A 22,961-nucleotide genomic window follows, 5' to 3' on the forward strand; every position below is an offset into this window, starting at 1 on the left:
TGCGCTGCCAGCTGATTGCTCCGCGAGCATTCTGCAACGATTCTGTCCTGTATGCGCTTGTTTCGCGCCTTTCTCGAGGATGCTCAACAGTTACTATTCCTGAGCAGTTGATCCAGGGTTTCCGCTAGTTGTGCAGACACAGCAGGAGGCAGCGCTGATGACCGGCTCCGCGACCAAGGTCGCGACGACGACGAAATATCTGTCCTGGGTGACATTGGCGCTGATGACCACGAGTTCGGTGGCCAGTCTGCGATCCGCGCCGACCATGGCCGTCTACGGGCTCGCCTGTGTATTCCTCTACATCATTCCCGCGATCCTGTTCCTGATGCCGACCTCACTGGTCGCCGCGGAACTGGCCTCGGGCTGGCAGGGCGGTATCTACAAATGGGTCGGTGACGGACTGAACAAACCCCTCGGCTTTCTCGCCGTGTGGTGCCAATTCGCCATGACCATTTTCTACTATCCGAGCCTGTTGGCTTATGTGGCAAGCACTTTCGCCTACATCATTCATCCCTCGCTCGCCTCGAACGGTGTGTATGTGGCGATCGTGATCATCACCATCTACTGGGCCGGTGTCTACGTGTCCTCGCACGGCACCAAGACGGTGGCCGGATTGTCGAGCATGGGGCTGATCATCGGCACCCTGATTCCCGGCACGGTGCTCGTCGTGCTCGGGTTGGTCTTTCTCGCGCAAGGCAATGCGTCCGCGGCGCCGATGGATTCGAGTCATCTGCTGCCCGCGTGGGCGGGGTTGGCGAGTCTGGTGCTGATCGTCAACAACTTCCTGTCCTACGCCGGCATGGAGATGAACGCGGTGCACGTGTCGTCGCTGCGCAATCCCGGCAAGGAATTCCCCAAGGCGATGTTCCTCGCCGTCGGTCTGGTGCTGGTGATCTTCATCCTGCCCGCGCTGGCCATCAGCTGGGTGGTGCCCGCGGCCAGCCTGAGTCTCACCGCCGGCGTGATGCAGGCCTTCGACGGGTTCTTCAGCCACTTCGGGATCGGCTTCCTCACCCCGATCGTCGGCATCGCACTGGTGGCCGCGGCACTGGGCGGCATGCTCACCTGGCTGGCCGGACCGTCCAAGGGGCTGTTGCTGATCGGGCGCAGCGAGGGTTATCTGCCGCCGATCCTGACCAAGCTCAACAAGCACGGCGTGCAGCAGAACATGCTGGTGGCCCAGGGCGTGTTCACCACCTTGATCGCCCTGCTCTACGCGTTCATCCCGAATGTCTCCAGCGCGTACTGGATTCTGTCGGTGATCACCACGCAGGTGTATCTGATCATGTACGTGCTGATGTTCGCGGCGGCGGCCAGACTCCGCAAGACCAAACCCGACCATCCCCGCGGCTATCGCGCACCCGCGCTGTACGCGCTGTGCGGGCTCGGCGCGGTGTCCTCGGTGGCCGCCTTCACGATCGGGTTCGTTCCGCCCTCGCAGTTCGGTGCGGGCAGTCCGCTGATCTATGTGCTCATCGTCGGCGGTGGCATGAGCGTCGTCGGCCTGTTGATTCCCTACCTCTTCTATCGAAACCGCAGGGACAGCTGGAAACTCGACGTCCCGGAGGGTGAGAAGGTATGACGACCGGAGACGCTCCCGACCGCACGCGGCGCTGGATCTACCTCACCGCCGGTGCGCTGCTCGTGGTGTTCGCCCTGATCGGGTTGTTCACCTTCAGCGAGATCCGCCAGGACACGCAGAGCCAGGCCAAAGCCCAACAGCTGCACGACAATCTGATCGCCGCCGGTCTCCCGGCACCGGATCCGCGGATCATCGCCAACTCGCTCGGCGCGGACGGCGGCGCGGTCTGCCAGGACCCGGATTCCCCGCTGATCAGGGCCAGATATCAGGCCGCCATCAGCAACGGCGCGTCCGGGCCGGGCCAGCGACCGGTCATCGGCTCCAACGACAGCACCCAGGCCGTCGCGCAGGCGCTCGCCGTCTACTGCCCCGATCGCCTGCCTGCCTATCTCGACCACCTCGGCACCCTGAAACTCGACGACACCACGAAGTAGAGGCGGGAAGCGATGTCCACCGAAGCAGATCTGCGCGCGCGGGTGTCCGGCCTGATGGATCAGGCGAAAAAGGATCTCACCCAACTGGTTTCGTTCCCATCTGTCGCCGACCCACGGCAGTTCCCGCCCGAGGGCTGTGCGCGGACCGCCCGGTGGGTCGCCGACGCGTTCGCCGCGGTGGGGCTGACCGAAGTGAGCCTGCACGAGACGCCCGACGGCAGCACCGCCGTCATCGCGTCCAAGCCCGCGCCGCCCGGCGCGCCCACGGTGTTGCTGTACTGCCATTACGACGTGCAGCCCCCGCTCGACGACGACGCCTGGCACACCCCGGTCTGGACGCTGACCGAGAAGGACGGCCGCTGGTACGGGCGCGGCGCCGCCGACTGCAAAGGCAACATCGTCACCCACCTGACGGCCCTGCGCGCCATCGGACCCGACTTCCCGATCGGGATCAAGGTGGTCTCGGAAGGGTCGGAGGAACAGGGCACCGGCGGACTGGAGAAGTTCGTCGTCGCCAACCCCGACCTGCTCACCGCCGATGCGATCCTGGTCGCCGACTGCGGCAACTTCGCGGTCGGCGTGCCCACCTTCACCCAGACCCTGCGCGGTTTCGTGAATGTGGTGATCACGGTGCGAACCCTGGCGGGACCGATGCATTCGGGCATGTTCGGCGGACCGGCGCCGGATGCGCTGGCGGCCATGATCCAGCTGCTCGCCTCGCTGCGCGATGCCGAGGGCAACACCACCATCGACGGCCTCACCAACGATCAGCGCTGGACCGGCGCGCAGTACCCGCCCGCCGACTTCCGCGCCGACGCGGAAGTGCTCGACGGCGTCGACCTGATCGGCGGCGGCACCGTCTCCGACATGCTGTGGGCGCGGCCCGCGCTGACCGTGCTAGGCATGGACGTCCCCGCCGTCGTCGGCTCCTCGGCCGCGATCCAGCCCAGCGCCAGGGCCAGGCTCAATCTGCGGATCCCGCCGGGCACCGAGCCCAAGGCCGCTCACGAGCTGCTCGAACAGCATCTTCGCGCGCACCTGCCCTGGAACGCCCAGCTCGACATCGAACTCGAATCGCTCGGCGAGCCGTTCGTCGCCGCCGAGCACGGTCCCGCTCGTGACGCGCTGGCCGCGGCGATGGCGACCGCCTACGGCCGCGAGGTCACCACCGAGGGGCAGGGCGGATCGATTCCGCTGTGCAATGTCTTCGCCGACACCTATCCGAAGGCCGAGATCATGCTGATCGGCGTGGAAGAGCCGAAATGCCTGATCCACGCACCGAACGAGAGCGTCGACCCGAGTGAGATCGAGCACATGGCGCTGGCCGAGGCACTGTTCCTGACCAGCTACCACCGCTGACTCAGAACTGGCCCTGGTCCTCGGGCTGGATCACGCGGAACTCGGTGCCCGCCGGGGCCATCTCGCTCAGTCGGCCGAAGTAGATGCCCTGGGCCGAGGGGTCGATGATGCCGTAGTGGATGGGTAGCGCGGTGCGGGGATTGACCGCTCGCAGGTAGTCGACGGTGTCCCAGATCTTCATCCACGGGGCCACCGCCGGGATGGCGAGCACACCGACCGGCACCGGCGGCACCCACAGCGAGTCGCCGGGGTGGACCAGCTGGGCCGGGTCCGCCGCGGTGCCCAGCTGGAAGACGGTGTTGTCGACCACCGGGATCTCCGGGTGGATCACCGCGTGCCTGCCGCCACCGCCGGTGATCTGCAGGTCCCCGAGTTCGAGCACCTGGCCCGCCGAGACCGGCTCCCAGCCCTCCGCGCGCTGCTGGGCGGTCTGGGGATCGGAGAGCAACCGGGCGCCGGGGTTGGCCTCGATCAGCGCCTCGATCCGGTTCGGGTCGATGTGGTCGGGGTGCTGGTGGGTCACCGCGATCGCGTCCAGCCCGGTGATGCCCTCGAAACCGTGCGCGAACGAGCCGGGATCGAACAGCACCTTCGCGCCGTTGAGCTCCACGAGGATGCAGGAATGGCCGAAGTGGGCGATGCGCATGTCCCGATGCTATCGCCGCCGGTCCCGACGGGCCCGGAGGCGGAAGCGGAGTGTGGCCACGGAGGGTCCGTGGGGGCCGGCGCCGTGGAACACAGCCGCCAGCACCCCGGAAGGCGGGCGCGACCGCCGGGTCAACTAGGATTTCCGAGGTAACCCCCCACACCACATGAGGAGCAACGCGTGGCACGAGTCGTGGTCGAGGTCATGCCGAAGGCCGAGATCCTGGACCCCCAGGGACAGGCCGTGGTCGGTGCGCTCCCGCGTCTGGGATTCGCTGGAATCTCGGATGTGCGGCAGGGCAAGCGATTCGAGCTCGAGGTGGACGAGAGTGTCTCCGACGCCGAGCTCGAGCAGATCGCCGAAGCGCTGCTCGCCAACACCGTGATCGAGGACTGGAAGGTCGTTCGGGTTTCATGAGCGTGCGCATCGGCGTCATTACCTTTCCGGGCACGCTCGATGATGTCGACGCGGCCCGCGCGGTGCGGTTGGCCGGTGCCGAGGCGGTGAGCCTGTGGCACGCCGATGCCGACATCAAGGGTGTCGACGCGGTCATCGTGCCCGGTGGCTTCTCCTATGGCGATTATCTGCGCTGTGGCGCCATCGCCCGGTTCGCGCCGGTGATGGGTGAGGTTGTTCGTCAGGCGGGCCAGGGTCTGCCGGTGCTCGGGATCTGCAACGGGTTCCAGGTGCTGTGCGAGGCGGGGCTGTTGCCCGGTGCGTTGACGCGCAATGAGGGGCTGCACTTCATCTGCCGGGATGAGTGGTTGAAGGTTGAAGCCACTGACACCGCGTGGACGTCGCGGTATGAGGCGGGGGCGCAGATCTTGGTGCCGTTGAAGTCGGGTGAGGGGCGTTATCAGGCTTCTCCCGAGGTGCTCGATGAGCTCGAGGGGGAAGGTCGCGTGGTGTTCCGGTACGCGAGTGACAACCCGAATGGGTCGCAGCGGGGGATCGCGGGGATCGCTTCTGCCAATGGGCGCGTTGTCGGGTTGATGCCGCATCCTGAGCACGCGACCGAGGCGTTGACCGGGCCCAGTGATGATGGGTTGGGGATGTTCTTCTCGGTGATCGATAGTCTGGTGGGGGCCTGACTCGAGTGCCGAGGTGTGTCCCGAGGCGGGGGAGGGGTTCTCGCCTAGGGGAGTTTGTCGATGATGGTGAAGTCGACGCCGCTGGCTTCGGCCAGGAATGTGGGGCCGGTGGCCTGGTTTCCTCGGAAGCCGTGGCGGGACGCGGGGCTGTCCAGGGTGATTCCGTCGGCCAGATGGGCCGAGATCGTGGGGACGTCGAGGGTGCCGATGGTGTCGGCCAGGGCGTGTAGTAGGTGGATCGACTCATAGGTGGCGTTGCTGAAGGTGGTCAGCGCGGGGGCGAAGCTGCCCTGGTGTTCGCGGTAGCGGTCTCGGCGAGCGCGGCCGTCGGTGAGGTGATCGTCGAGGAAGAAGCTGGATGCCACGAAGAGGTTGGTGTTCGCTGACGGGCCGCCGCTGAGCAGGACGTTCTCGTCCACGGCGGGGCTGAGCCTGGGCAGGATCGGCGGCAAGCCCGCGGTGGTGAACTGGCGGTTCAAGCGGGCCGTGTCGGCGCCGACCAGCAGGACCAGGACGGCGTCGGCCAGGAGCAGCACCGGATCGTGCAGGAAGGCGCGGAAATCGGTGGTGCCCAGGGGGACATAGCGCTCGACGACGATGTCGCCGGGGGCGGGGAGAGCTCGGCGGAGGGCGCGGGCGGTCTGGCGGGGCCAGATGTAGTCGTTGCCGATGACGGCCCAGCGGCGTACGCCGAGTTCGCGGGACAGCCAGGCGGCGGCGGGGACGATCTGCCGGTCGGGATGTTCGCCCACCAGGAGTACGCCGGGGCGTTCGTCGGGCAGGCCCTCGTGGTCGGTCGCGTACAGGTAGGGAACGCGGCCGTCGACGGCGACGGCGACCGCGCGGCGCACGGCCGAGGTGTGCCAACCAGTGATCGCGCCGACCATCCCGGTGGCCATCAGGGCTTCGACCTCGGCGGCCACCTCGTGCGGTTTCCGGCCGCCGTCAATGGTTGTGAGCCGGATTTCGCGGCCGAGAATTCCTGTGCCGCTATTGATTTCATCGACAGCCAAGGAAATGGCGGCGGTGCACGACGGCGCGATGATGCCACCCGGGCCCTGAGTGGGCACGATCGAGAGAATCTCGATCGTTTCGTCCCGGCTCTCGTCGAACGTGGGCATTCTGTACCCTATCGCCTAGTGCGAGAGGTGGGAATGTCGTCGGTGTCCATCATGAGTGGTTATTCCACGCTGCACGGTGCTCTGCGCTCGGCGGAGCGTAATTGGGTCGGTCAACTCGAATCCGCGTTGACAGCGGACAATCTCACGGCGGATCACTGGGCGATTCTGTCGCAGTTGTCCACCGACGATGGGGTGACCATGTCGGAACTGGCCGCCCACGCGCGGCTCGCCCCGTCCTCGGCCACCCGCCACGCCGACCATCTCGCCGAACGCGGCCTGATCTTCCGGGTCGCGGCCACCGACGATCGTCGGCGCATCCTGATCGGGTTGAGCAGCCTCGGCGCCAAGCTGGTCGGCCGGATTCGCGCGCAGGAACAGTACGCGGAAGAGGAGCTGCGGGGCCGGCTGGGCGCTCGTCGCTACACCGATCTCGTCGCCGCGCTGTCGGTCATCGCCGAACTCGAGGACTGAGCCCGCCGGGCCCGGCGCCTAGGATCGCCGTCATGCCGGTATCTCTGACAGCGGCCACGGCCAGCGGACTGTGTGCCTTCATCGATGCGTCACCGTCGCCGTTCCATGTGTGCGCGACGGTGGCGGCCGAACTCGACGCCAACGGCTTCACGCCCTTGACCGAGGCCAAGGCGTGGGAGCAGGCCAGTGGCAAACACTATGTGGTGCGCGGTGGTTCGCTGATCGCTTGGTCCGATATCGCGGACACGCCCGCCGAGCCGTTCCGGGTGGTCGGCGCGCACACCGACAGCCCGAACCTGCGGGTGAAGCAGCACCCCGACCTGGCTTCGGCGGGGTGGCAGCTCGTCGGGCTCGAGCCGTACGGCGGGGCGTGGCTGAACTCCTGGCTGGACCGGGAACTGGGGCTGTCCGGGCGGTTGAGTGTGCGCGAGGGTGCGCGGATGCACGATGTGCTGGTCCGCATCGACGAGCCGATCCTGCGGGTGCCGCAGCTGGCCATCCACCTGTCCGAGGACCGCCGCGGAGTCACCCTCGACCCGCAGCGGCACGTGAACGCGATCTGGGGGATCGGTGGCGCGCCTGTCTCGTTCCTCGATTTCGTCGCCGAGCGGGCCGGGGTCGCCGGCGCCGACGTGCTCGGCTGGGAACTGATGACCCACGACCTCGCACCCAGCACCCTGGTCGGGCGCGACAACGATCTGGTGAGCGCGCCCCGGCTCGACAACCAGGGCACCTGCTACGCCGGACTGCAAGCCTTCCTGGCCGCGGTCGACGAGCCGGGCGCGGCGACGCCGGTCTTGGTGATGTTCGACCACGAGGAGGTCGGCAGCCAGTCCGATCGCGGCGCCCAGTCCGATCTACTGCCCGCGGTGCTGGAACGGATTGTGCTCGCCCGCGGCGGCGGCCGCGCGGACTACCTCGCCGCGCTCGCCGGTTCGGTGGTCGTCTCCGGCGACATGGCGCACGCCACCCACCCGAACTACCCCGAGCGCCACGAACCCGCGCACCGCATCCAGGTCGGCGGTGGGCCGGTGCTCAAGGTCAACCAGAACCTGCGCTACGCCACCGACGCGGCCGGCGCGGGGGCGTTCGCGTTGGCGTGCGCGCAGGCCGGGGTGCCGTTGCAGCGGTACGTCCATCGCGCGGACCTGCCGTGCGGGTCGACCATCGGCCCGATGACGGCCGCCCGTACCGGTATCTCGACTGTCGACGTGGGCGCGCCGCAACTCGCCATGCACTCGTGCCGTGAACTCATGGGTGCCGCCGATGTCCCCGCCTACGCCGCGGCCCTTGCCGCGTTCCTGACGCCGGCGGCGGACTGAGCGAACGACCTATCGGGTCGTGGTTCGGCCGGGCGGGAGTGCGAGCGCCACGCTCAGGCGGTGGCGACCTCTGGCTCGGCCGACTTCTTGGCGGGGCGGTAGGTGATCACCGCGAACACGATGACCGCGAACGTGGCCCACACGTAGCTGCTGCCCACGATCTGCTGCCACCAGGTCCAGTCGAGTTCCTTGCCCTCCGAATGCGGCAGAAGCCACTGTGGGCCGACCAGGAACATGAGGGTGAACACCGCCACGGCGGCGGTGAATCCGCGCGAGCGACCGCGCACGACCAGATCCACGGCCACGACCAGCGCGGGCGCCACCCACACCCAGTGGTGCGACCACGACACCGGCGAGACCAGCAGGATCGCGGCGGCGTTGACCAGCAGCGCGGCCACCTCGTTGCCCGCCTCGATCAGCCGGTACATCCACACCGCGGCCAGCGCCACGGTCAGCAGCGACAGCGCGATCCACAGTCCGGTCGCCAGCGACTCGTCGATGCCGAGGCGGAACAGCGTGCCCTTGATCGACTGGTTGCCCGCGAAGTACGGCGTGCCGATGCGGCCGGTGTCGGAGACGGTGTGGAACCAGTATTCGACCGAGTCGCGCGGGAACAGCAGGAACCCCACGCCCACCGCGCCCGCCGCCGAGACCACCAGCGTCGCCGCGCCCTTCCAGTCCCGGCGCAGCAGGAAGTACAGCAGGTAACCGGCCGGGATCAGCTTGATCGACACCGCGATGCCGATCAGCATCCCGCGCGGCCAGAATGGCTTGCGGACCAGCACGTCGATGACGATCACGGCCATCAGGACCAGGTTGATCTGGCCGAAGTTGAAGGTCTGGCGCACCGGCTCGAGGAACTGAGCGAACCCGACGCCGGCGATGACCACCGTCAGCACCGCCATCCGGTCGAGCTCGGGACGCACCCGTACCAGCACCAGCCACAGCGCGATACCGAGGCTCACCACCGAGGTGGCGAGCACGACCAGCTCGGCCACCGCCAGGGGCATCAGCGCGAGCGGTACGAAGAACGCGGCGGCCAGCGGCGGGTAGGTGAACGGCAGGCCGAGCCCGTACACCGGCGGCATCGGCCCGTACAGGTCGCCGCCGTCGAGCCACACGCGCGCCCCGTTGCGGTAGACCTGCAAGTCGATGTACCCGCTCCACCAGTGCGCGAGCACCGAGACGAGCACCGAGACCGCGAACAACCCGATCGCGGCCGCCAACCAGCGCTTCTGCCGGGTGTTCGGCGGTTGGGGCGAAGGTTCGGGAGAAGTGGTACGTGGTCCCGCGTCATGCGCGGGACCAGGCTGCGTGACCTGCTCGGCAACTCCCGGACTTTCGTTCACGGGGCCAAGACTAACGGGTGCCGACCCAGCCGAAGCGCGGGTGTGATCGGGCCAGCATTAGACTCATGACCTGAAGTTCCTCCCCGGCCGAAAGGACCCTGGTCTCCCGTGACACTGCAGGTCGACACCGTCGCCACCGCCGCAGCCACCCCGGATGCTCCGCAGCCGTACAAGGAACTCGGTCTCAAAGACGACGAGTACGCCCGCATCAAAGAGATTCTTGGCCGTCGGCCCACCGATGCCGAACTGGCGATGTACTCGGTGATGTGGAGCGAGCACTGCTCCTACAAGTCCTCCAAGGTGCACCTTCGCTACTTCGGTGAGACCACCACCGACGAGATGAAGGCCGCCATGCTGGCCGGCATCGGCGAGAACGCCGGTGTGGTCGACATCGGCGACGGCTGGGCCGTCACCTTCAAGGTCGAGAGCCACAACCACCCGTCCTACGTCGAGCCGTACCAGGGCGCGGCCACCGGCGTCGGCGGCATCGTGCGCGACATCATGGCGATGGGCGCGCGCCCGATCGCGGTGATGGACCAGCTGCGCTTCGGCGCGGCCGATGCCGATGACACCCGGCGCGTGGTCGACGGTGTGGTGCGCGGTGTGGGCGGCTACGGCAACTCCCTCGGCTTGCCGAATGTCGGCGGCGAGACCGTCTTCGACGCCTCCTACCAGGGCAACCCCCTCGTCAACGCGCTGTGCGCGGGCGCCATGCGGGTGGAAGACCTGCACCTGGCCTTCGCCTCCGGCGCGGGTAACAAGATCATCCTGTTCGGCGCGCGCACCGGCCTCGACGGCATCGGCGGCGTCTCGGTGCTCGCCTCGGACTCCTTCTCCGGCGAGGAGACCGGCACCGGCCGCAAGAAGCTGCCCGCCGTGCAGGTCGGTGACCCGTTCACCGAGAAGGTGCTCATCGAGTGCTGTCTGGACCTGTACAAGGCCGGCCTCGTCGTCGGCATCCAGGACCTCGGCGGCGCCGGACTGTCCTGCGCGACCTCCGAGCTGGCCGCGGCCGGCGACGGGGGCATGCACATCGACCTGACCAAGGTGCCGTTGCGGGCCAAGCGCATGACCCCCGCCGAGATCCTGTCGAGCGAATCGCAGGAGCGCATGTGCGCGGTGGTCACCCCCGAGAACGTGGACGCCTTCATGGCCGTCTGCAAGAAGTGGGATGTGCTGGCCACCGTCATCGGTGAGGTCACCGACGGTGACCATCTCGTCATCACCTGGCACGGCGAGACCGTGGTGGACGTGCCGCCGCGCACCGTCGCCCACGACGGCCCGGTCTACGAGCGCCCGGTGCGGCGTCCCGACACGCAGGACGACCTGATCGCCGACACCACCGCCAACCTCACCCGGCCCAAGACGGCCGACGAGCTGCGCGAGACCCTGCTCACCATGATCGCCAGCCCGCAGCTGTGCAGCCGCAAGTGGATCACCGAGCAGTACGACCGCTACGTGCGCGGCAACACCGTCCTCGCCGAGCACGCCGACGCGGGCGTCGTCCGCATCGACGAGTCCTCGGGCCGCGGCATCGCGCTGGCCACCGACGCCTCGGGCCGCTACACCAAGCTCGACCCCTACACCGGCGCGCAGCTGGCGCTGGCCGAGGCGTTCCGCAATGTCGCCACCACCGGCGCCACCCCGAAGGCCGTCACCAACTGCCTGAACTTCGGTTCGCCGGAGGATCCGGGCGTGATGTGGCAGTTCCAGCAGGCCGTGCGCGGTCTCGCGGACGGCTGTGTGGCCCTTGGTATTCCGGTGACCGGCGGCAACGTCAGCTTCTACAACCAGACCGGCAAGGACGCCATCCTGCCCACCCCGGTGGTCGGCGTGCTCGGCGTCATCGACGATGTGCACCGCCGCATCCCGACCGGCCTCGGCCTGGAGCCGGGCGAGTCGCTGATCCTGCTGGGTGAGACCCACGACGAGCTCGACGGCTCGATCTGGTCGCAGGTCGTGCACGACCACCTCGGTGGCGTGCCGCCCAAGGTCGACTTCGCCCGCGAGCAGCTGCTCTCCGAGGTGCTCACCTCGGGTTCGCGTGATGGCATGATCTCCGCCGCGCACGACCTGTCCGAAGGCGGCCTGGCGCAGACCGTCATCGAGGCCGCGCTGGCCGGCGAAACCGGTTGCCGCATTGTGCTTCCCGAGGGTTCGGACCCGTTCGTGCAGCTGTTCTCCGAGTCGGCCGGGCGAGTGCTCGTCGCGGTGCCGCGCTCGGAGGAGACCCGGTTCACCAAGATGTGCGACGCGCGGCAGCTGCCGTGGGTGCGTATCGGCGTGGTCGATCAGGGCTCGGATTCGGTCGAGGTGCAGGGGCAGTTCTCGGTGACACTCGCCGAATTGCGGGAGGCGTTCGAGGGCACGCTGCCTAAGCTGTTCGGAGCGCACACCTAGTCAACGGATGAGGAGTCGAGCTTGACCATCGATGATGCGAGCTCGGCTCCCGCTCCGGCTGCGGCTCCCGCTCCGACGGCGCCTGCCTCCGACAAACTCCGCGTAATCCATCTGGTGGAGCGGTTCTTTCACCCGAACTACACCGGCTTGATCGTGGCCACCATGTTCTTCGGCTGGTCGATGACGCCGTCGCTGTTGCCGCGCGGCTGGTTCTTCCAGGGTCTGGTCAGCGGGATCAATGCCACCATCGGCTACGGCCTCGGCTGTGCGCTGGCCTGGGCGTGGCGCACAGGGGTGCTGCCACGGATCACGTGGCCGGACCGGGCGCGGACGGCCTGGGCGAAGCGGCCGAGCTGGACCGGGCTGGTCGTGAAAACCGCCATCGTGGCGGCATGCCTGGTGTTCGCGATCCTGATGACCGCCAAATCCGCGGGCTGGCAGCGCGAGATCACCGACCTGATGGGCATGGCACCGGTATCGGACTCAGTGGCCGGCTACCTGCGCACCACGCTGCTCGGCGCGGTGGTGGTGAGCCTGCTGATCTGGATCTCGCGCGCGGTCGTGCGCCTGGTGCGGTGGATCACCCGCGGGCTGAACCAGTGGGTGCGGGTCCCCGCCTCGCTGGCCCGGCCGCTCGGCGTGGTCATCGTGGTGGTGGCCGCGGTGCTGCTGTTCAACGGCGTGCTGGCGAAAGCCTTCTTCACCGTGGCCAATTCGGCGTTCAGCGCCCGCAACAGCCACACCTCGGCGCACGCGATCCAGCCCACCCTGCCCGAACGCTCCGGGAGCCCGGCCTCGCTCGCGCACTGGGACACCCTCGGCTCGGAGGGCCGCTGGTTCGTCGCCAACGCGCCGACGCCGCCGGCGATCGAGGAGGTCACCGGAAAGCCTGCGCGCGAACCGATCCGGGTGTACACGGGTCTGGAATCGGCGGCCGGGTTCGAGGCGCAGACCGATCTGGCCGTCGCCGAACTCGATCGGACCAAGGCCTTCGAGCGCCAGGTTCTCGTGGTGATCAGCACCACCGGCACCGGCTGGGTCGACACGATCAGCGCCGAGTCGATCGAGTTGATGTTCGGCGGTGACACCGCGCTGGTGGCGACCCAGTACTCGTATCTGCCCAGCGCGCTGTCATTCCTGTCCGACCGCGACAAGTCGATGTCGATGGGGCGCTTGCTGTTCGACAAAGTGTACGAGCGCTGGGCGGCGCTGCCCGAGGACAACCGGCCCAAGCTGCTGGTCTACGGCGAGAGCCTCGGTTCGCAGGGATCGGAGGGCGCGTTCTCCGGCCTTGCCGACATCCGCAACCGCACCGACGGCGTGCTGTGGGTCGGCCCGCCCAATTCCAACCGGCTGTGGTCGGAGTTCGTGCGGCGTCGCGATCCCGGCACCGAGGAGATCACCCCGATCTTCGCCGATGGACTGTCGGTGCGTTTCGCCGCCAGTGCCGACCAGCTCGCGAAACCTTCGCCGAACTGGACCGAACCGCGCATCGTCTACCTGCAGCACGCCTCCGACCCGGTCGTCTGGTGGTCGCCGGACCTGTTGTTCAGCCAGCCCGACTGGCTGCGCGAGCAGCGCGGCCCCGATGTGTCGCCGTCGATGTCGTGGTATCCGATCGTCACGTTCTGGCAGGTCGCGGCGGATCTGCCACGCGCGCAGACAGTTTCGGACGGCCACGGACACAACTACGGCAATCTGGTGCCCGACGCGTGGGCCGTGGTGGCCCAACCACCGGACTACACACCGGAATTGGCGACCCGGATCAGCGCGTACCTGATCGAGTCGATGGCCACCGAACGTCAGCTGAAGTGAGGAACCGGGGCAGCGCCGAACCCCTCGATCGGGGCTGCCCCGGTTCGCTCACGACACCGTCTTGAACGGATTGTGTTCGGCGATCAGCTGTTCGATGCGCGCCTCGTCCAGTCGAGTCATCACCGACTGGGTCTCCTGCTGGTCGCGCACGACCTTGGCGAGGGTGAAGCAGCTGGTCACCAGGAACAAGCCCGACATCGCGAGGAACGCGCGCTGCCAGCCGTCCAGTGGCAGATAGGCGATTCCGGCGCCGGTCCCGAACAGGCTGACGGCGAACGCGATCGCAGCCTGGGCCATGTAGGCCGAGGTGTTCTTCGGCTTGGCATTGGGTGTGCTCATGGTCTCAGTGTGCGGGCATCGTGAGGTGTCCAGACGCGTACAACTACTCGAGTTCGGCTAGGTGTTATCGGCGACTGTCACCCCCGACCGCCATACTGTGTCAATGTCCGATGGCGCTTCGACGGTGGCGACGCTGCGTGCGCGCGGCGGCCTTCTCGTGCGCCGCGTCGAGCAGATCATCGATCTCAACTACGTCGGCCTGGTGCTGGCCACGCTGTTCTTCGCGCTGTCGGTGACTCCGTCGCTGGTCCCGCGCGACTGGCTCTTCCAGGGCCTGATCAGCGGTATCAACGCCGCCATCGGGTACGGGCTCGGCTGCCTGCTCGAGTGGTTGTTCCGGCGGTGGGTGCGGGCGCGGATCCCGTTCGCCGTTCCACAGGGGAAGGTGCGGTACGCGATCAAGGCGACGTTGGTGGTCGTCTGCGCGCTCACCGCGGCGCTGATGCTGGTGCAGTCGGCACGCTGGCAGCGCGAGATCACCTCGCTGATGGGGATGGAGGGCACCACCACCTCGGCCTACCTGCGCACCGGGCTGCTCAGCGCGGCCGTCGGGGTGGCGGTCGTCGCGGCCTACCGGACCCTGCGGGTCCTCGTGCTGGTGCTGGCCCGCCAGCTCAACCGCTGGGTGCGGGTACCGAGGGAACTCGCACCCGCCGCCGGGCTGCTCGTGCTGGTGGTGTTCACGGTGACGATCGTCAACGGTGTCGCCTCGCAGGCGTTCTTCGCCGTCGCCAACTCCGCGTTCAGCGTGCGCAACGACCGCACCTCCGAATACGCGGTGCAACCGTCGAAGCCGGAGCGCTCGGGCAGTCCCGCCTCGCTCGCGGCGTGGGACACCCTCGGGTTCGAGGGGCGCTGGTTCGTCAGCAAGGGACCCGACGCCGAGCAGATCACCGCGGTGACGGGACAACCCGCGCAGGAGCCGATTCGGGCCTACGTGGGGCTGGAATCGATGAGCGGCGAACAGACCGCGGCGCAACTGGCTGTCGCCGAACTCGAACGGATCAAGGCGTTCGAGCGGAAGGCCATGGTGGTGGTCACCACCACCGGCACCGGGTGGGTCAACGGGATGGCCGCGGGAGCGGTCGAGTACCTCTACGGGGGCGACACGGCGATCGTCGCCACCCAGTTCTCGTATCTGCCCAGCGTGCTGTCGTTCCTGTCCGACCGGGAGAAGGCGGCCGCGGCCAGCCGGGAGCTGTTCGACGCGGTGCATCAGCGGTGGCTCGCCGAACCGGCGGGGCAGCGGCCGAAACTGTTCGTCTACGGCGAGAGTCTGGGGTCGCAGGGTTCGGAGGAGGCCTTCGAGGGTCTTGCCGATCTGCGCGAGAAGGTCGACGGCGCGCTGTGGGTGGGTCCGCCGAACTCGAATCGGCTCTGGAGCCAGTTCGTCGACCGGCGCGATCCCGGCTCGCCGGAGGTGACGCCGGTGTACGCCGACGGGCTCGTCGTCCGATTCGCCGACGACGCGGATGATCTCGGGCCAGCGGATACCTGGCTGCCACCCCGCATCGCCTACCTGCAACACCCCTCCGACCCCATCGTGTGGTGGTCGGCGGATCTGATCTTCACCCGCCCCGACTGGTTGCGCGAGCCACGCGGTGCCGATGTGTCGACCCAGATGCGCTGGGCGCCGTTCGTGACGTTCTGGCAGGTCACCGCCGATCTCACCAATGCCCAGGGCGTCGTCGACGGGCACGGTCACCGGTACGGGACGCTGGTGCTGGACGGGTGGTTGGCGGTTGCCGCGCCGCCGGGGGTGAGCCCGGAGGTCGTGGAGCGGATCCGGATGTCGCTGGAATTGTCGGAGGTCTACGAGCGGGTGGTGAAGTGAGGCGGGTGTTCGGTGGGGTACGGGTTGCGCCGCCGACCGGGGAGGTGCCGGATGCTCGGCGGCGAGCCGCCGGTCGGCTTCGTGAATGGGCTACCGGCTCGAGTGGCGGCACCGAATCACGTCCGAACATCGGAACTGCTGCAGCGCTGGGGCTTCCGCTGCTGTGGAGTAATCGAGTACTCCCCGCGCTGGAGCTTTCGCTGCGCGGGCGCACCGCGGCGAATGTGTTGTTCGCGGCCGGATACACCTCGGTGTTCCGGGGCCGTCCGAATTGGTTCTCGGCGAGTGGGTTTCGGTGGGGCATCGGTAGTTCGTCGGTGGTGCTCGCGGGTTACGTTGTTGCGCTGTCGATTCCAGCGCTGCGGCGATTTCCGCTCGAGATCGCCGAGCGAGTCCCGGAGACCTCGACGCTGGAGTGGATCGCCCTGCACATCCCGGTCGGCACGGTGCTGGCCGAGGAAGCTGTCTTCCGCGGCACCCTCGACCCGCTGCTCGACGACTCCCTCGGTTCGTCGGCGCCGGTGATCGGCGCGCTCGACTTCGGCCTCTGGCACATCCAACCCGCCAGGGCCGCAGGTGATCCGGTCGCGGTGACCGTGCTGGCCACCGCCGTCGCCGGACTGATCTTCGGCGAACTCCGCCGCCGCTCTGGCAGCGCCACCGCACCCGCCCTGCTGCACCTGGCGATCAATGCCGGGGGAGCGCTCGCGCCCGTCGCGGCGCGGTGGATCGACCTCAGGCGATAGGGCGAGTCCACTCGACATCGCGTCGGGAATGGGTCGGCGGTCGCCGGCTCGGCAGCTCGCGGTCAGGCGGTGGCGACGAAGCCGGCGACCGCGTCGGTGAAGGCGTCGTTGTCGTCGCCTGCGGCAGTGTGGGCGGCGGTGCCGATTTCGGCGAGGCGGGCGTGCGGGGCCAGGGCGAGGAAGGCGGCGGCGCCCTCGTCGCTGACCACATCGGATTTGCCGCCGCGAACCAGGAGTACCGGGATGGTCAGGGCGGCCGCGGCGGCCTCCATCTCCTCGATGCGCCCCTCGGGGTTGGCGTCGACACCGGAGATGAGATCCGGGTCCCAGTGCCAGTACCAGCGGCCCTCACGTTGACGCAGATTGCGCAGCAGACCGTCGGCATTGTCGGGGCGCGGGCGGTGCGGCATGTACGCGGCCACGGCGTCGGCCACCTGGTCGAGGGTGTCGAAGCCGTCACGGTGCCTGCCGAGGAAGTCCATCACGCGCGCCACACCCGCCGACTCCGAGCGCGGCACGATGTCGACCAGCACGAGCGCGCGAACCGCACTCCCGCCCGGTGTCGCGGTGGCCAGCAGCCCGGTGATCCCGCCCATGCTGGCGCCGACCACCACCGCGCCCGTCTCGGCCGTCGCCCCGAGCTGGGCGAGGATGGCGTCGAGGTCGGCGACCATGGTGTCGCGGGAGTAGTCGCGTACCGGCGACCAGTCACTGTCACCGTGCCCGCGCGCGTCCACCGCGACCACCCGCATCCCCTGCGCGGCCAGCGCCCGCCCCGTCCGCTTCCAGGAGTGCCTGGTCTGGCCGCCACCGTGCAGCATCACGACCAGCTGACCGTCGGCCGGGCCGAAGCTGTCGGCGACGAGGGTGAGTCCGTCGACACCGCGCAACCGCAGCGTCGCCGGTTCCAGGGGATCGGTGAAACTCGACATGGGATGAATGTACGACTTCCCGGATGGCGAGCGCAGGGTGGTGTCCCAAGTGGTGGGTCGCCGCATGGACGCCAATCCAGCGCCCTACCACTACCTGGCGGCGAAGTCCGGTCCGGTTCCACCGCCGCGTGCTTGTTGGTTTCGGTGGTGCTTGGTTCTGGGAGAATCAAGGACCCGTGCGCCGTGGCGGGAGAGGGATTCGGTCCAGGTCTTGGGCGAGCACGGCACCGGGGAAATCGGCCTGTTCCAGGAACAAGGGGTCGTCGGCCTGGACATAGCGTTCGGAGAAGTGGGTCAGGACAAGGGTTTTCACGCCGCAACTGCGAGCGACCTCGCCTGCCTGGCGCGCTGTGAGGTGTCCTCGCTCGTGCGCATGGGCGGTCTCGGAGTCCAAGAACGTCGACTCGATGATGAGCATGTCCACACCATCGGCGAGCGCGAACACGTTGTCGCACAGGCGCGTATCCATCACGAACGCCACCTTCTGCCCCGGCTTGGGTGCCGTGCACTCCGCCAGCAGCACCCCCGACAGATCCCGCACCGCTGCCCCGGAGATGCCGTGCGCCCGTAGTCGTTCGGGCAGAAACGTCCGCCCATCCGGTTCGGCTAGACGGTAACCGTAGGTGGGGATGCTGTGTTCGAGCGGCATCGCGGTGATCGTGAACCCCTCACCCTGCAGGGTCTCACCCGAACCACTCACCGGATGTTCCACCAGCGAGGGCTCCCCGAAATAGCTGGTCGCGTATTTCAACCGCTCCCAATATTGCGCACCCTCGGCCGGAAACACCGCATGCACATCATGCGGAACCCCATCCCGCCCCAGCCGCTGAACGATCCCGGGAACACCGAGCGAATGATCCCCGTGAAAATGCGTCACACACAGCCAATGCAACTCCGTCGCCGAAGCTCCCGCGAACGACATCTGCCGCTGAATCCCCTCCCCGGGATCGAACAGCACCCCTTTCCCATCCCACCGCAGCAGATACCCGTTGTGATTGCGGCGGCGAGTGGGCACAGCTCCAGCCGTGCCGAGCACGACGAGTTCCCGTGACGACATCGGACCATCCTCGCCGGTGGCACGCGGTTGTGCCACGTGGGTTTCCGCGGCCGAGGCTCAGGAGTTGGCCAGTTGGGATGCCCGTTGGAACGTCACGCCGAGTACGGCCCCGATGTCGCGGACCGGAACGCCCTCGGCAGCCAGTTGCCGTGCGGTCGCGGTTGCGACTCGCATGGCGTGTGCCTCCTGCCGGGCAGCCTCGGCACGCGCTTGCGAGACTTCTTCGGCCGCGGCTGTGACATCGGTTTCGCCCACGTGTGCGGTGACGACGAGCTCGACAGTCGAAGGAGCGACGTCGGCAACCGTACAGATGTAGTCGGTGGCTTCCTTGGCGATGTCGGCATAGCGCCGCGCCTGGGTCAGGCCTTCGATATTGCCGTTGACACCATCCAGCTGGGGAATTCGGATCATCCACCAGCGATCGTCTCGGGACACATCGATCCGGTAGGTGGTCATTCTTCCTCCGTGCATTGAGCCTGGCACTGGGCGATCGCCTTGCTGACGGTGCGGACCACGCCCGGTGACTGTGAATTGTGCCCGGAAGCCACAGTCACCGTGACAACTCTGTGTGTGCAGATCCACATGGTGTGGCTGCCTTTGCCGCGGCGGCTGGTGAATCCGGCTGCAACGAGGCGCTTCAGGGTGGTGCGCGTAGGTCCGATGCAACCACCACGGTAGTCTAGGTCAGTAGACGAAAACAAGTCTAATCAGATGGACAGATCGGGCATTTGGTGGTGGCGTTCGGGAGGGGTCGCGGTGGGTAGGGTCGATTCGTGGCTCGAGGTGTGGTGGATCCGGCGGCGGTGCGGGCAGCGGTGATCGCGGTGGGGGACTGGCTGCGTGATGGGAGTGTTCCCGCGCCCGAGCGGACGGTGTTGGGGGCCGCGGTGCGGGGGACGGCGCGGGCGCTGGCGGGGAGTGCGCCGGGGCATTCGGTGGAGGTGCGGGTGCCGCCGTTCGTGGCGGTGCAGTGCATCGCGGGGCCTCGGCACACCAGGGGGACGCCGCCGAATGTGGTCGAGACTGATCCGCGGACCTGGTTGCTGCTGGCGACCGGGCTGCTGGACTTCGACGACGCGCTCGAGTCCGGGGCGCTGTCGGCGTCGGGGTCGCGGGCGCGCGAGATCGCGGCGTGGCTGCCGATCGTCGGGGTACGGACGACCGAGCAGTAGCTCAGGCCGCGGCCTTCTTGTCGATCAGGTTCTCCCGGTGCAGACCCTTGTAGTCGTAGTACTTGGTGATGGCGACACCGCCGACCAGGGCGAGGAGCAGACCGAGCAGCGACATCCAGATCCCACGGCCCAGGCCGGCGGTGTAGTCGGATTCGAAGTACAGGATCGAGCGCATGCCCAGGTAGACCTGGTGCATCGGCTCGAAGTCGGCCAGCCAGGCGATGTATTTCGGGGTCGCCTGGATCGGGACGGTGCCGCTCGAGGAGGGCAGGCCGAGGATGACGAAGACGGCCAGGTTGATCAGCAAGCCCGCGGTGCCGAAGGCGGCGAGTGAGGCCATGCAGGTCAGGCCGACCGCGACCAGCGCCAGCACCGAGAACAGGAACAGCTGCGTCGGCTGGTTGCCTGCCACGCCCAAGATCTTCGCCACGATCAGATAGAGCAGCGAGATCACCACGGACACGACGACCATCACGCCCCACTTGATCAGCAGGGTGTGCAAACGCGAGATCGGCGTCGGCGGGTAGTGCACGTACCAGGGGCCGTACTCGGTGGGCTGGAAGCCCAGTTGCGCGTCGACCATGGTGTGGATGACCATCGCGCCGACCACGCCCGCCATCAGGATCAGCAGCGCGTAGAAGAAGGCGGTCAGGCCAAGGCCCGCGCCCTGGCTCAGCGGTCGCCAGTCCTGCTCGACCACGTGGATGGGCTGGGCCAGCGTCAGCTCGGCGGCGCCGGAGATCTGCGGCGCCGACGCGCCTTCCGGTGTCGCGGCGAGCGTGTCGCGGACCTGGGCGGTCAGTTGCTGCCCGACCTGCTCGTTCACCTCGGTCAGCGCTCGCGCGCCGATGCGGGTCACGATGCCCGCGGAGTACGGGCCCATCCCGGGATTGCTCTGCACGGTGATGATCGGGCGCTCGATCTCGCCGCCGACCACGCTGCCAACGCCGAGAATGCCCAGCCGTTTGCTGAAGTCGCTGGGGATGATGATGGCGCCGTAGATCTGGGCGGTGCGCATCAGCCGTTCGGACTCGCTGATCCCGACCACTCTCAGGTCGATCTGGTCTTCGGGCAGGCCCGCCACCAGGGCGTCGGCCACCTGCTCGCCGAAGTTCACCTGCTCGGTCCGGCCGTCGATGTCGATGGTGTCACCGACGTCCTGATTGACCAGCGCGATCGGGAAATCGTGCAGATTTCCCTCCGGATCGGAGATGTAGGCCAGATACATGACCCCGAGCAGGGACAACACGATCGACAGGACGACGGTCGGCGCCAGCACGATCCGGACCCAGCGCCCGCGGGAAATCCGGGGTGTGTCCAACGTCGCTTCCCCACGCGACGACGAATCGGAATCCTTCGGTACCGAAGCGGCGTTGTCCACGGGAGACGCTGGGGAATCAGCAGGTTCGTGCGCACTGTCTTCGGTGGTCACGATCGGCACGGTAACAGCTGTTCCCCCGGAATTCGCGTGATCACTGCTCCTCGATTGCGCCGGGTTTGCGCCGTGGTGCACGTCGAGACCCGATTCACCCGTAGAATGACGGGTGCCCCCAGCCCGCCCGAACAGGGAGCACACGGTGACCGACGCCGATCGCACGATCGACAGCACATCCGCACTTCTGGACGAGCCCGAGAACGAGCCCCGTGAGGAGTGCGGCGTCTTCGGCGTCTGGGCTCCGGACGAGGATGTCGCCAAGCTCACCTATTACGGCCTCTACGCGCTGCAGCATCGCGGTCAGGAAGCGGCGGGCATCGCCGTCTCCGACGGCTCCCAGATCCTGGTCTTCAAGGATCTCGGCCTGGTCAGCCAGGTGTTCGACGAGCAGACCCTCGCCGCCATGCCGGGGCACATCGCCGTCGGTCACTGTCGCTACTCCACCACCGGTGGGGTGACCTGGGAGAACGCGCAGCCGATCTTCCGCACCACCGCCGTCGGCTCCGGCCTGGCGCTGGGCCACAACGGCAATCTGGTGAACACCGCCGAATTGGCCGGGCGCGCACGCGAACTCGGTCTCATCGGGGCGGGCGTGGTCAACGGCCGCCCGCAGATGACCGGCGCCACCTCCGACTCCGACATCGTCACCGCGCTGCTGGCCCACGCCTCCGCGGACTCCAGCATCGAACAGGCCGCGATGGAGCTGCTACCCCAGCTGCGCGGCGCGTTCTGCCTGACCTTCATGGACGAGCACACCCTCTACGCCGCGCGTGATCCGCACGGTGTGCGTCCGCTGGTGCTCGGCCGGCTCGACCGCGGCTGGGTGGTCGCCTCCGAGACCGCCGCGCTCGACATCGTCGGCGCCTCCTTCGTCCGCGAGATCGAGCCGGGCGAGCTGCTCGCGATCGACGCCGACGGTGTGCGCTCGATGCGGTTCGCCAATCCCGAGCCCAAGGGTTGCGTCTTCGAGTACGTCTACCTGGCGCGTCCCGATACGACGATCGCCGGTCGCTCGGTGCATTCCACCCGCGTGGAGATCGGCCGCAAGCTGGCCAAGGAACATCCGATCGAGGCCGACCTGGTGATCCCGGTGCCCGAGTCGGGCACCCCCGCCGCGGTCGGGTACGCGCAGGGTTCCGGCATTCCCTACGGCCAGGGCCTGATGAAGAACGCCTATGTGGGCCGCACCTTCATCCAGCCCAGCCAGACCATTCGTCAGCTGGGTATCCGGCTCAAGCTGAATCCGCTGCGCGAGGTGATCCGCGGCAAGCGCCTGATCGTCGTCGACGACTCCATCGTGCGCGGCAACACCCAGCGCGCGCTGATCCGTATGCTGCGCGAGTCCGGTGCGCTCGAGATCCACGTGCGCATCGCGTCACCGCCGGTGAAGTGGCCCTGCTTCTACGGCATCGATTTCGCCTCGCGCGCGGAGCTGATCGCCAACGGCACGGGCGCCGACGACAGCTACGCGGACATGGTCGAGAACGTCCGCCGCTCGATCGGCGCCGACAGCCTCGGCTACATCTCCACCGACGGCATGATCGCCGCCACCGAACAGCCCCGCTCCCGCCTGTGCACCGCCTGCTTCACCGGCGAGTACCCGATCGAGCTTCCCCAGGAAGCCGCCATCGGCAAGAACCTCCTCGAAGGCATGCTCTCGGGCAAGCCGGAGGCGAAGCTCCTCGGCGAGAACGTCAACGTCGACGCGCTGAGCCGCCCGTAGTCCACCACCCCGTTCACAGCGGCCGAGCCACCCATTGAGCTGGGCCGGCACGGGCAAGCCCATCGGGCGCCGCGTGGGCGCGCTGCAACGCCTCGGCGTGGCCACGGGCTCATCCGTGGCCACGACAGCACCG

Annotated in this window: 21 protein-coding genes; 13 read left to right on the plus strand and 8 right to left on the minus strand. The window is 68.0% G+C overall.

Features of this window, described 5'->3' with window-relative positions; genetic code table 11:
• Window positions 1–157 precede the first annotated feature (157 nt).
• From gadC to BOX37_RS02665, 3 genes are read left to right on the plus strand one after another with little or no spacing between them, the layout of a single operon-like run.
• Window positions 158–1,582, plus strand: a complete 1,425-nt coding sequence (gene gadC, locus BOX37_RS02655) for a glutamate/gamma-aminobutyrate antiporter GadC (RefSeq protein ID WP_071931129.1) — start codon at window positions 158–160, stop codon at window positions 1,580–1,582.
• A complete protein-coding gene (locus tag BOX37_RS02660) occupies window positions 1,579–2,016 on the plus strand; it encodes a hypothetical protein (RefSeq protein ID WP_071926158.1) in 438 nt (145 codons plus the stop codon). The genes gadC and BOX37_RS02660 overlap by 4 nt, the downstream gene beginning before the upstream one ends.
• Window positions 2,017–2,028: 12 nt before the next feature.
• Window positions 2,029–3,375 (plus strand): dipeptidase, encoded by a 1,347-nt coding sequence (locus BOX37_RS02665; RefSeq protein WP_071926161.1) that lies wholly within the window; start codon window positions 2,029–2,031, stop codon window positions 3,373–3,375.
• Between the two features lies 1 nt (window position 3,376).
• Here the strand turns inward: BOX37_RS02665 and BOX37_RS02670 are convergent, their stop codons facing one another.
• Window positions 3,377–4,021, minus strand: a complete 645-nt coding sequence (locus BOX37_RS02670) for an MBL fold metallo-hydrolase (RefSeq protein WP_071926163.1) — start codon at window positions 4,019–4,021, stop codon at window positions 3,377–3,379.
• 180 nt (window positions 4,022–4,201) lie between these two features.
• On the opposite strand from BOX37_RS02670, the gene purS reads away from it, so the two are divergent.
• Entirely contained in the window at window positions 4,202–4,438 is a 237-nt protein-coding gene (purS, locus tag BOX37_RS02675; protein ID WP_022565847.1) for a phosphoribosylformylglycinamidine synthase subunit PurS, read from the plus strand.
• On the plus strand, window positions 4,435–5,112 hold the full coding sequence (purQ, locus tag BOX37_RS02680) for a phosphoribosylformylglycinamidine synthase subunit PurQ (protein WP_071926166.1): 678 nt from the start codon (window positions 4,435–4,437) through the stop codon (window positions 5,110–5,112). Before purS ends, purQ begins: the two co-directional genes overlap by 4 nt.
• Window positions 5,113–5,156: 44 nt before the next feature.
• Here purQ and BOX37_RS02685 read toward each other — a convergent pair whose 3' ends face one another.
• A complete protein-coding gene (locus BOX37_RS02685) occupies window positions 5,157–6,233 on the minus strand; it encodes an ABC transporter substrate-binding protein (protein ID WP_071926169.1) in 1,077 nt (358 codons plus the stop codon).
• Window positions 6,234–6,284: 51 nt separating this feature from the next.
• On the opposite strand from BOX37_RS02685, the gene BOX37_RS02690 reads away from it, so the two are divergent.
• Both BOX37_RS02690 and BOX37_RS02695 read left to right on the plus strand, forming a co-directional pair.
• A complete protein-coding gene (locus BOX37_RS02690; protein ID WP_071931130.1) occupies window positions 6,285–6,704 on the plus strand; it encodes a MarR family winged helix-turn-helix transcriptional regulator in 420 nt (139 codons plus the stop codon).
• A gap of 32 nt (window positions 6,705–6,736) precedes the next feature.
• Window positions 6,737–8,026, plus strand: a complete 1,290-nt coding sequence (locus BOX37_RS02695) for a M18 family aminopeptidase (protein ID WP_071926171.1) — start codon at window positions 6,737–6,739, stop codon at window positions 8,024–8,026.
• Window positions 8,027–8,079: 53 nt separating this feature from the next.
• Here the strand turns inward: BOX37_RS02695 and BOX37_RS02700 are convergent, their stop codons facing one another.
• Window positions 8,080–9,375, minus strand: a complete 1,296-nt coding sequence (locus BOX37_RS02700) for a glycosyltransferase 87 family protein (RefSeq protein WP_084759387.1) — start codon at window positions 9,373–9,375, stop codon at window positions 8,080–8,082.
• 108 nt (window positions 9,376–9,483) lie between these two features.
• On the opposite strand from BOX37_RS02700, the gene purL reads away from it, so the two are divergent.
• Together purL and BOX37_RS02710 are read left to right on the plus strand one after the other, a co-directional pair.
• On the plus strand, window positions 9,484–11,775 hold the full coding sequence (gene purL, locus BOX37_RS02705; RefSeq protein WP_071926173.1) for a phosphoribosylformylglycinamidine synthase subunit PurL: 2,292 nt from the start codon (window positions 9,484–9,486) through the stop codon (window positions 11,773–11,775).
• A 21-nt stretch (window positions 11,776–11,796) separates the two neighbouring features.
• On the plus strand, window positions 11,797–13,590 hold the full coding sequence (locus BOX37_RS02710) for an alpha/beta hydrolase (RefSeq protein WP_084759388.1): 1,794 nt from the start codon (window positions 11,797–11,799) through the stop codon (window positions 13,588–13,590).
• A gap of 48 nt (window positions 13,591–13,638) precedes the next feature.
• On the opposite strand, the gene BOX37_RS02715 is transcribed toward BOX37_RS02710, so the two are convergent.
• On the minus strand, window positions 13,639–13,929 hold the full coding sequence (locus BOX37_RS02715) for a YiaA/YiaB family inner membrane protein (RefSeq protein WP_071926174.1): 291 nt from the start codon (window positions 13,927–13,929) through the stop codon (window positions 13,639–13,641).
• Window positions 13,930–14,032: 103 nt separating this feature from the next.
• Between BOX37_RS02715 and BOX37_RS02720 the strand changes: the two genes are divergently transcribed.
• Complete coding sequence (locus BOX37_RS02720) at window positions 14,033–15,763, plus strand: alpha/beta hydrolase (protein WP_071926176.1); 1,731 nt, start codon at window positions 14,033–14,035, stop codon at window positions 15,761–15,763.
• Entirely contained in the window at window positions 15,760–16,509 is a 750-nt protein-coding gene (locus tag BOX37_RS02725; protein WP_240505178.1) for a CPBP family intramembrane glutamic endopeptidase, read from the plus strand. The genes BOX37_RS02720 and BOX37_RS02725 overlap by 4 nt, the downstream gene beginning before the upstream one ends.
• 62 nt (window positions 16,510–16,571) lie before the next feature.
• Here BOX37_RS02725 and BOX37_RS02730 read toward each other — a convergent pair whose 3' ends face one another.
• The 3 genes from BOX37_RS02730 to BOX37_RS02740 all read right to left on the minus strand — a co-directional run bounded on the left by BOX37_RS02730 (window position 16,572) and on the right by BOX37_RS02740 (window position 18,954).
• Complete coding sequence (locus tag BOX37_RS02730; protein WP_071926178.1) at window positions 16,572–17,441, minus strand: alpha/beta fold hydrolase; 870 nt, start codon at window positions 17,439–17,441, stop codon at window positions 16,572–16,574.
• Between the two features lie 166 nt (window positions 17,442–17,607).
• Window positions 17,608–18,498 carry a ribonuclease Z gene (locus tag BOX37_RS02735; protein ID WP_071931133.1) on the minus strand — a complete coding sequence of 297 codons (891 nt, stop codon included), beginning with the start codon at window positions 18,496–18,498 and terminating at the stop codon, window positions 17,608–17,610.
• 57 nt (window positions 18,499–18,555) lie between these two features.
• A complete protein-coding gene (locus BOX37_RS02740; protein WP_071926180.1) occupies window positions 18,556–18,954 on the minus strand; it encodes a hypothetical protein in 399 nt (132 codons plus the stop codon).
• 317 nt (window positions 18,955–19,271) lie between these two features.
• Between BOX37_RS02740 and BOX37_RS02750 the strand changes: the two genes are divergently transcribed.
• Window positions 19,272–19,670, plus strand: coding sequence for a sterol carrier family protein (locus BOX37_RS02750; RefSeq protein ID WP_071926181.1), 399 nt, complete (start codon window positions 19,272–19,274; stop codon window positions 19,668–19,670).
• Window position 19,671: 1 nt separating this feature from the next.
• On the opposite strand, the gene BOX37_RS02755 is transcribed toward BOX37_RS02750, so the two are convergent.
• Window positions 19,672–21,102, minus strand: a complete 1,431-nt coding sequence (locus BOX37_RS02755) for a YhgE/Pip domain-containing protein (RefSeq protein ID WP_338039841.1) — start codon at window positions 21,100–21,102, stop codon at window positions 19,672–19,674.
• Window positions 21,103–21,247: 145 nt separating this feature from the next.
• Here BOX37_RS02755 and purF point away from each other — a divergent pair, with 145 nt between their 5' ends.
• Window positions 21,248–22,828, plus strand: a complete 1,581-nt coding sequence (gene purF, locus BOX37_RS02760) for an amidophosphoribosyltransferase (RefSeq protein ID WP_071926183.1) — start codon at window positions 21,248–21,250, stop codon at window positions 22,826–22,828.
• Window positions 22,829–22,961 lie beyond the last annotated feature (133 nt).

The sequence above is a fragment of the Nocardia mangyaensis genome (assembly GCF_001886715.1).
Classification (GTDB): domain Bacteria; phylum Actinomycetota; class Actinomycetes; order Mycobacteriales; family Mycobacteriaceae; genus Nocardia; species Nocardia mangyaensis.

What these genes read in the sequence shown, in the direction of transcription:
- BOX37_RS02685 (WP_071926169.1), bottom strand. Translation starts at nt 6,233, where the DNA reads ATGCCCACGTTCGACGAGAGCCGGGACGAAACGATCGAGATTCTCTCG.
- purQ (WP_071926166.1), top strand. Translation starts at nt 4,435, where the DNA reads ATGAGCGTGCGCATCGGCGTCATTACCTTTCCGGGCACGCTCGATGAT.
- BOX37_RS02740 (WP_071926180.1), bottom strand. Translation starts at nt 18,954, where the DNA reads ATGACCACCTACCGGATCGATGTGTCCCGAGACGATCGCTGGTGGATG.
- BOX37_RS02670 (WP_071926163.1), bottom strand. Translation starts at nt 4,021, where the DNA reads ATGCGCATCGCCCACTTCGGCCATTCCTGCATCCTCGTGGAGCTCAAC.
- BOX37_RS02730 (WP_071926178.1), bottom strand. Translation starts at nt 17,441, where the DNA reads ATGTCGAGTTTCACCGATCCCCTGGAACCGGCGACGCTGCGGTTGCGC.
- BOX37_RS02735 (WP_071931133.1), bottom strand. Translation starts at nt 18,498, where the DNA reads ATGTCGTCACGGGAACTCGTCGTGCTCGGCACGGCTGGAGCTGTGCCC.
- BOX37_RS02720 (WP_071926176.1), top strand. Translation starts at nt 14,033, where the DNA reads ATGTCCGATGGCGCTTCGACGGTGGCGACGCTGCGTGCGCGCGGCGGC.
- BOX37_RS02690 (WP_071931130.1), top strand. Translation starts at nt 6,285, where the DNA reads ATGAGTGGTTATTCCACGCTGCACGGTGCTCTGCGCTCGGCGGAGCGT.
- BOX37_RS02715 (WP_071926174.1), bottom strand. Translation starts at nt 13,929, where the DNA reads ATGAGCACACCCAATGCCAAGCCGAAGAACACCTCGGCCTACATGGCC.
- gadC (WP_071931129.1), top strand. Translation starts at nt 158, where the DNA reads ATGACCGGCTCCGCGACCAAGGTCGCGACGACGACGAAATATCTGTCC.
- BOX37_RS02665 (WP_071926161.1), top strand. Translation starts at nt 2,029, where the DNA reads ATGTCCACCGAAGCAGATCTGCGCGCGCGGGTGTCCGGCCTGATGGAT.
- BOX37_RS02660 (WP_071926158.1), top strand. Translation starts at nt 1,579, where the DNA reads ATGACGACCGGAGACGCTCCCGACCGCACGCGGCGCTGGATCTACCTC.
- BOX37_RS02695 (WP_071926171.1), top strand. Translation starts at nt 6,737, where the DNA reads ATGCCGGTATCTCTGACAGCGGCCACGGCCAGCGGACTGTGTGCCTTC.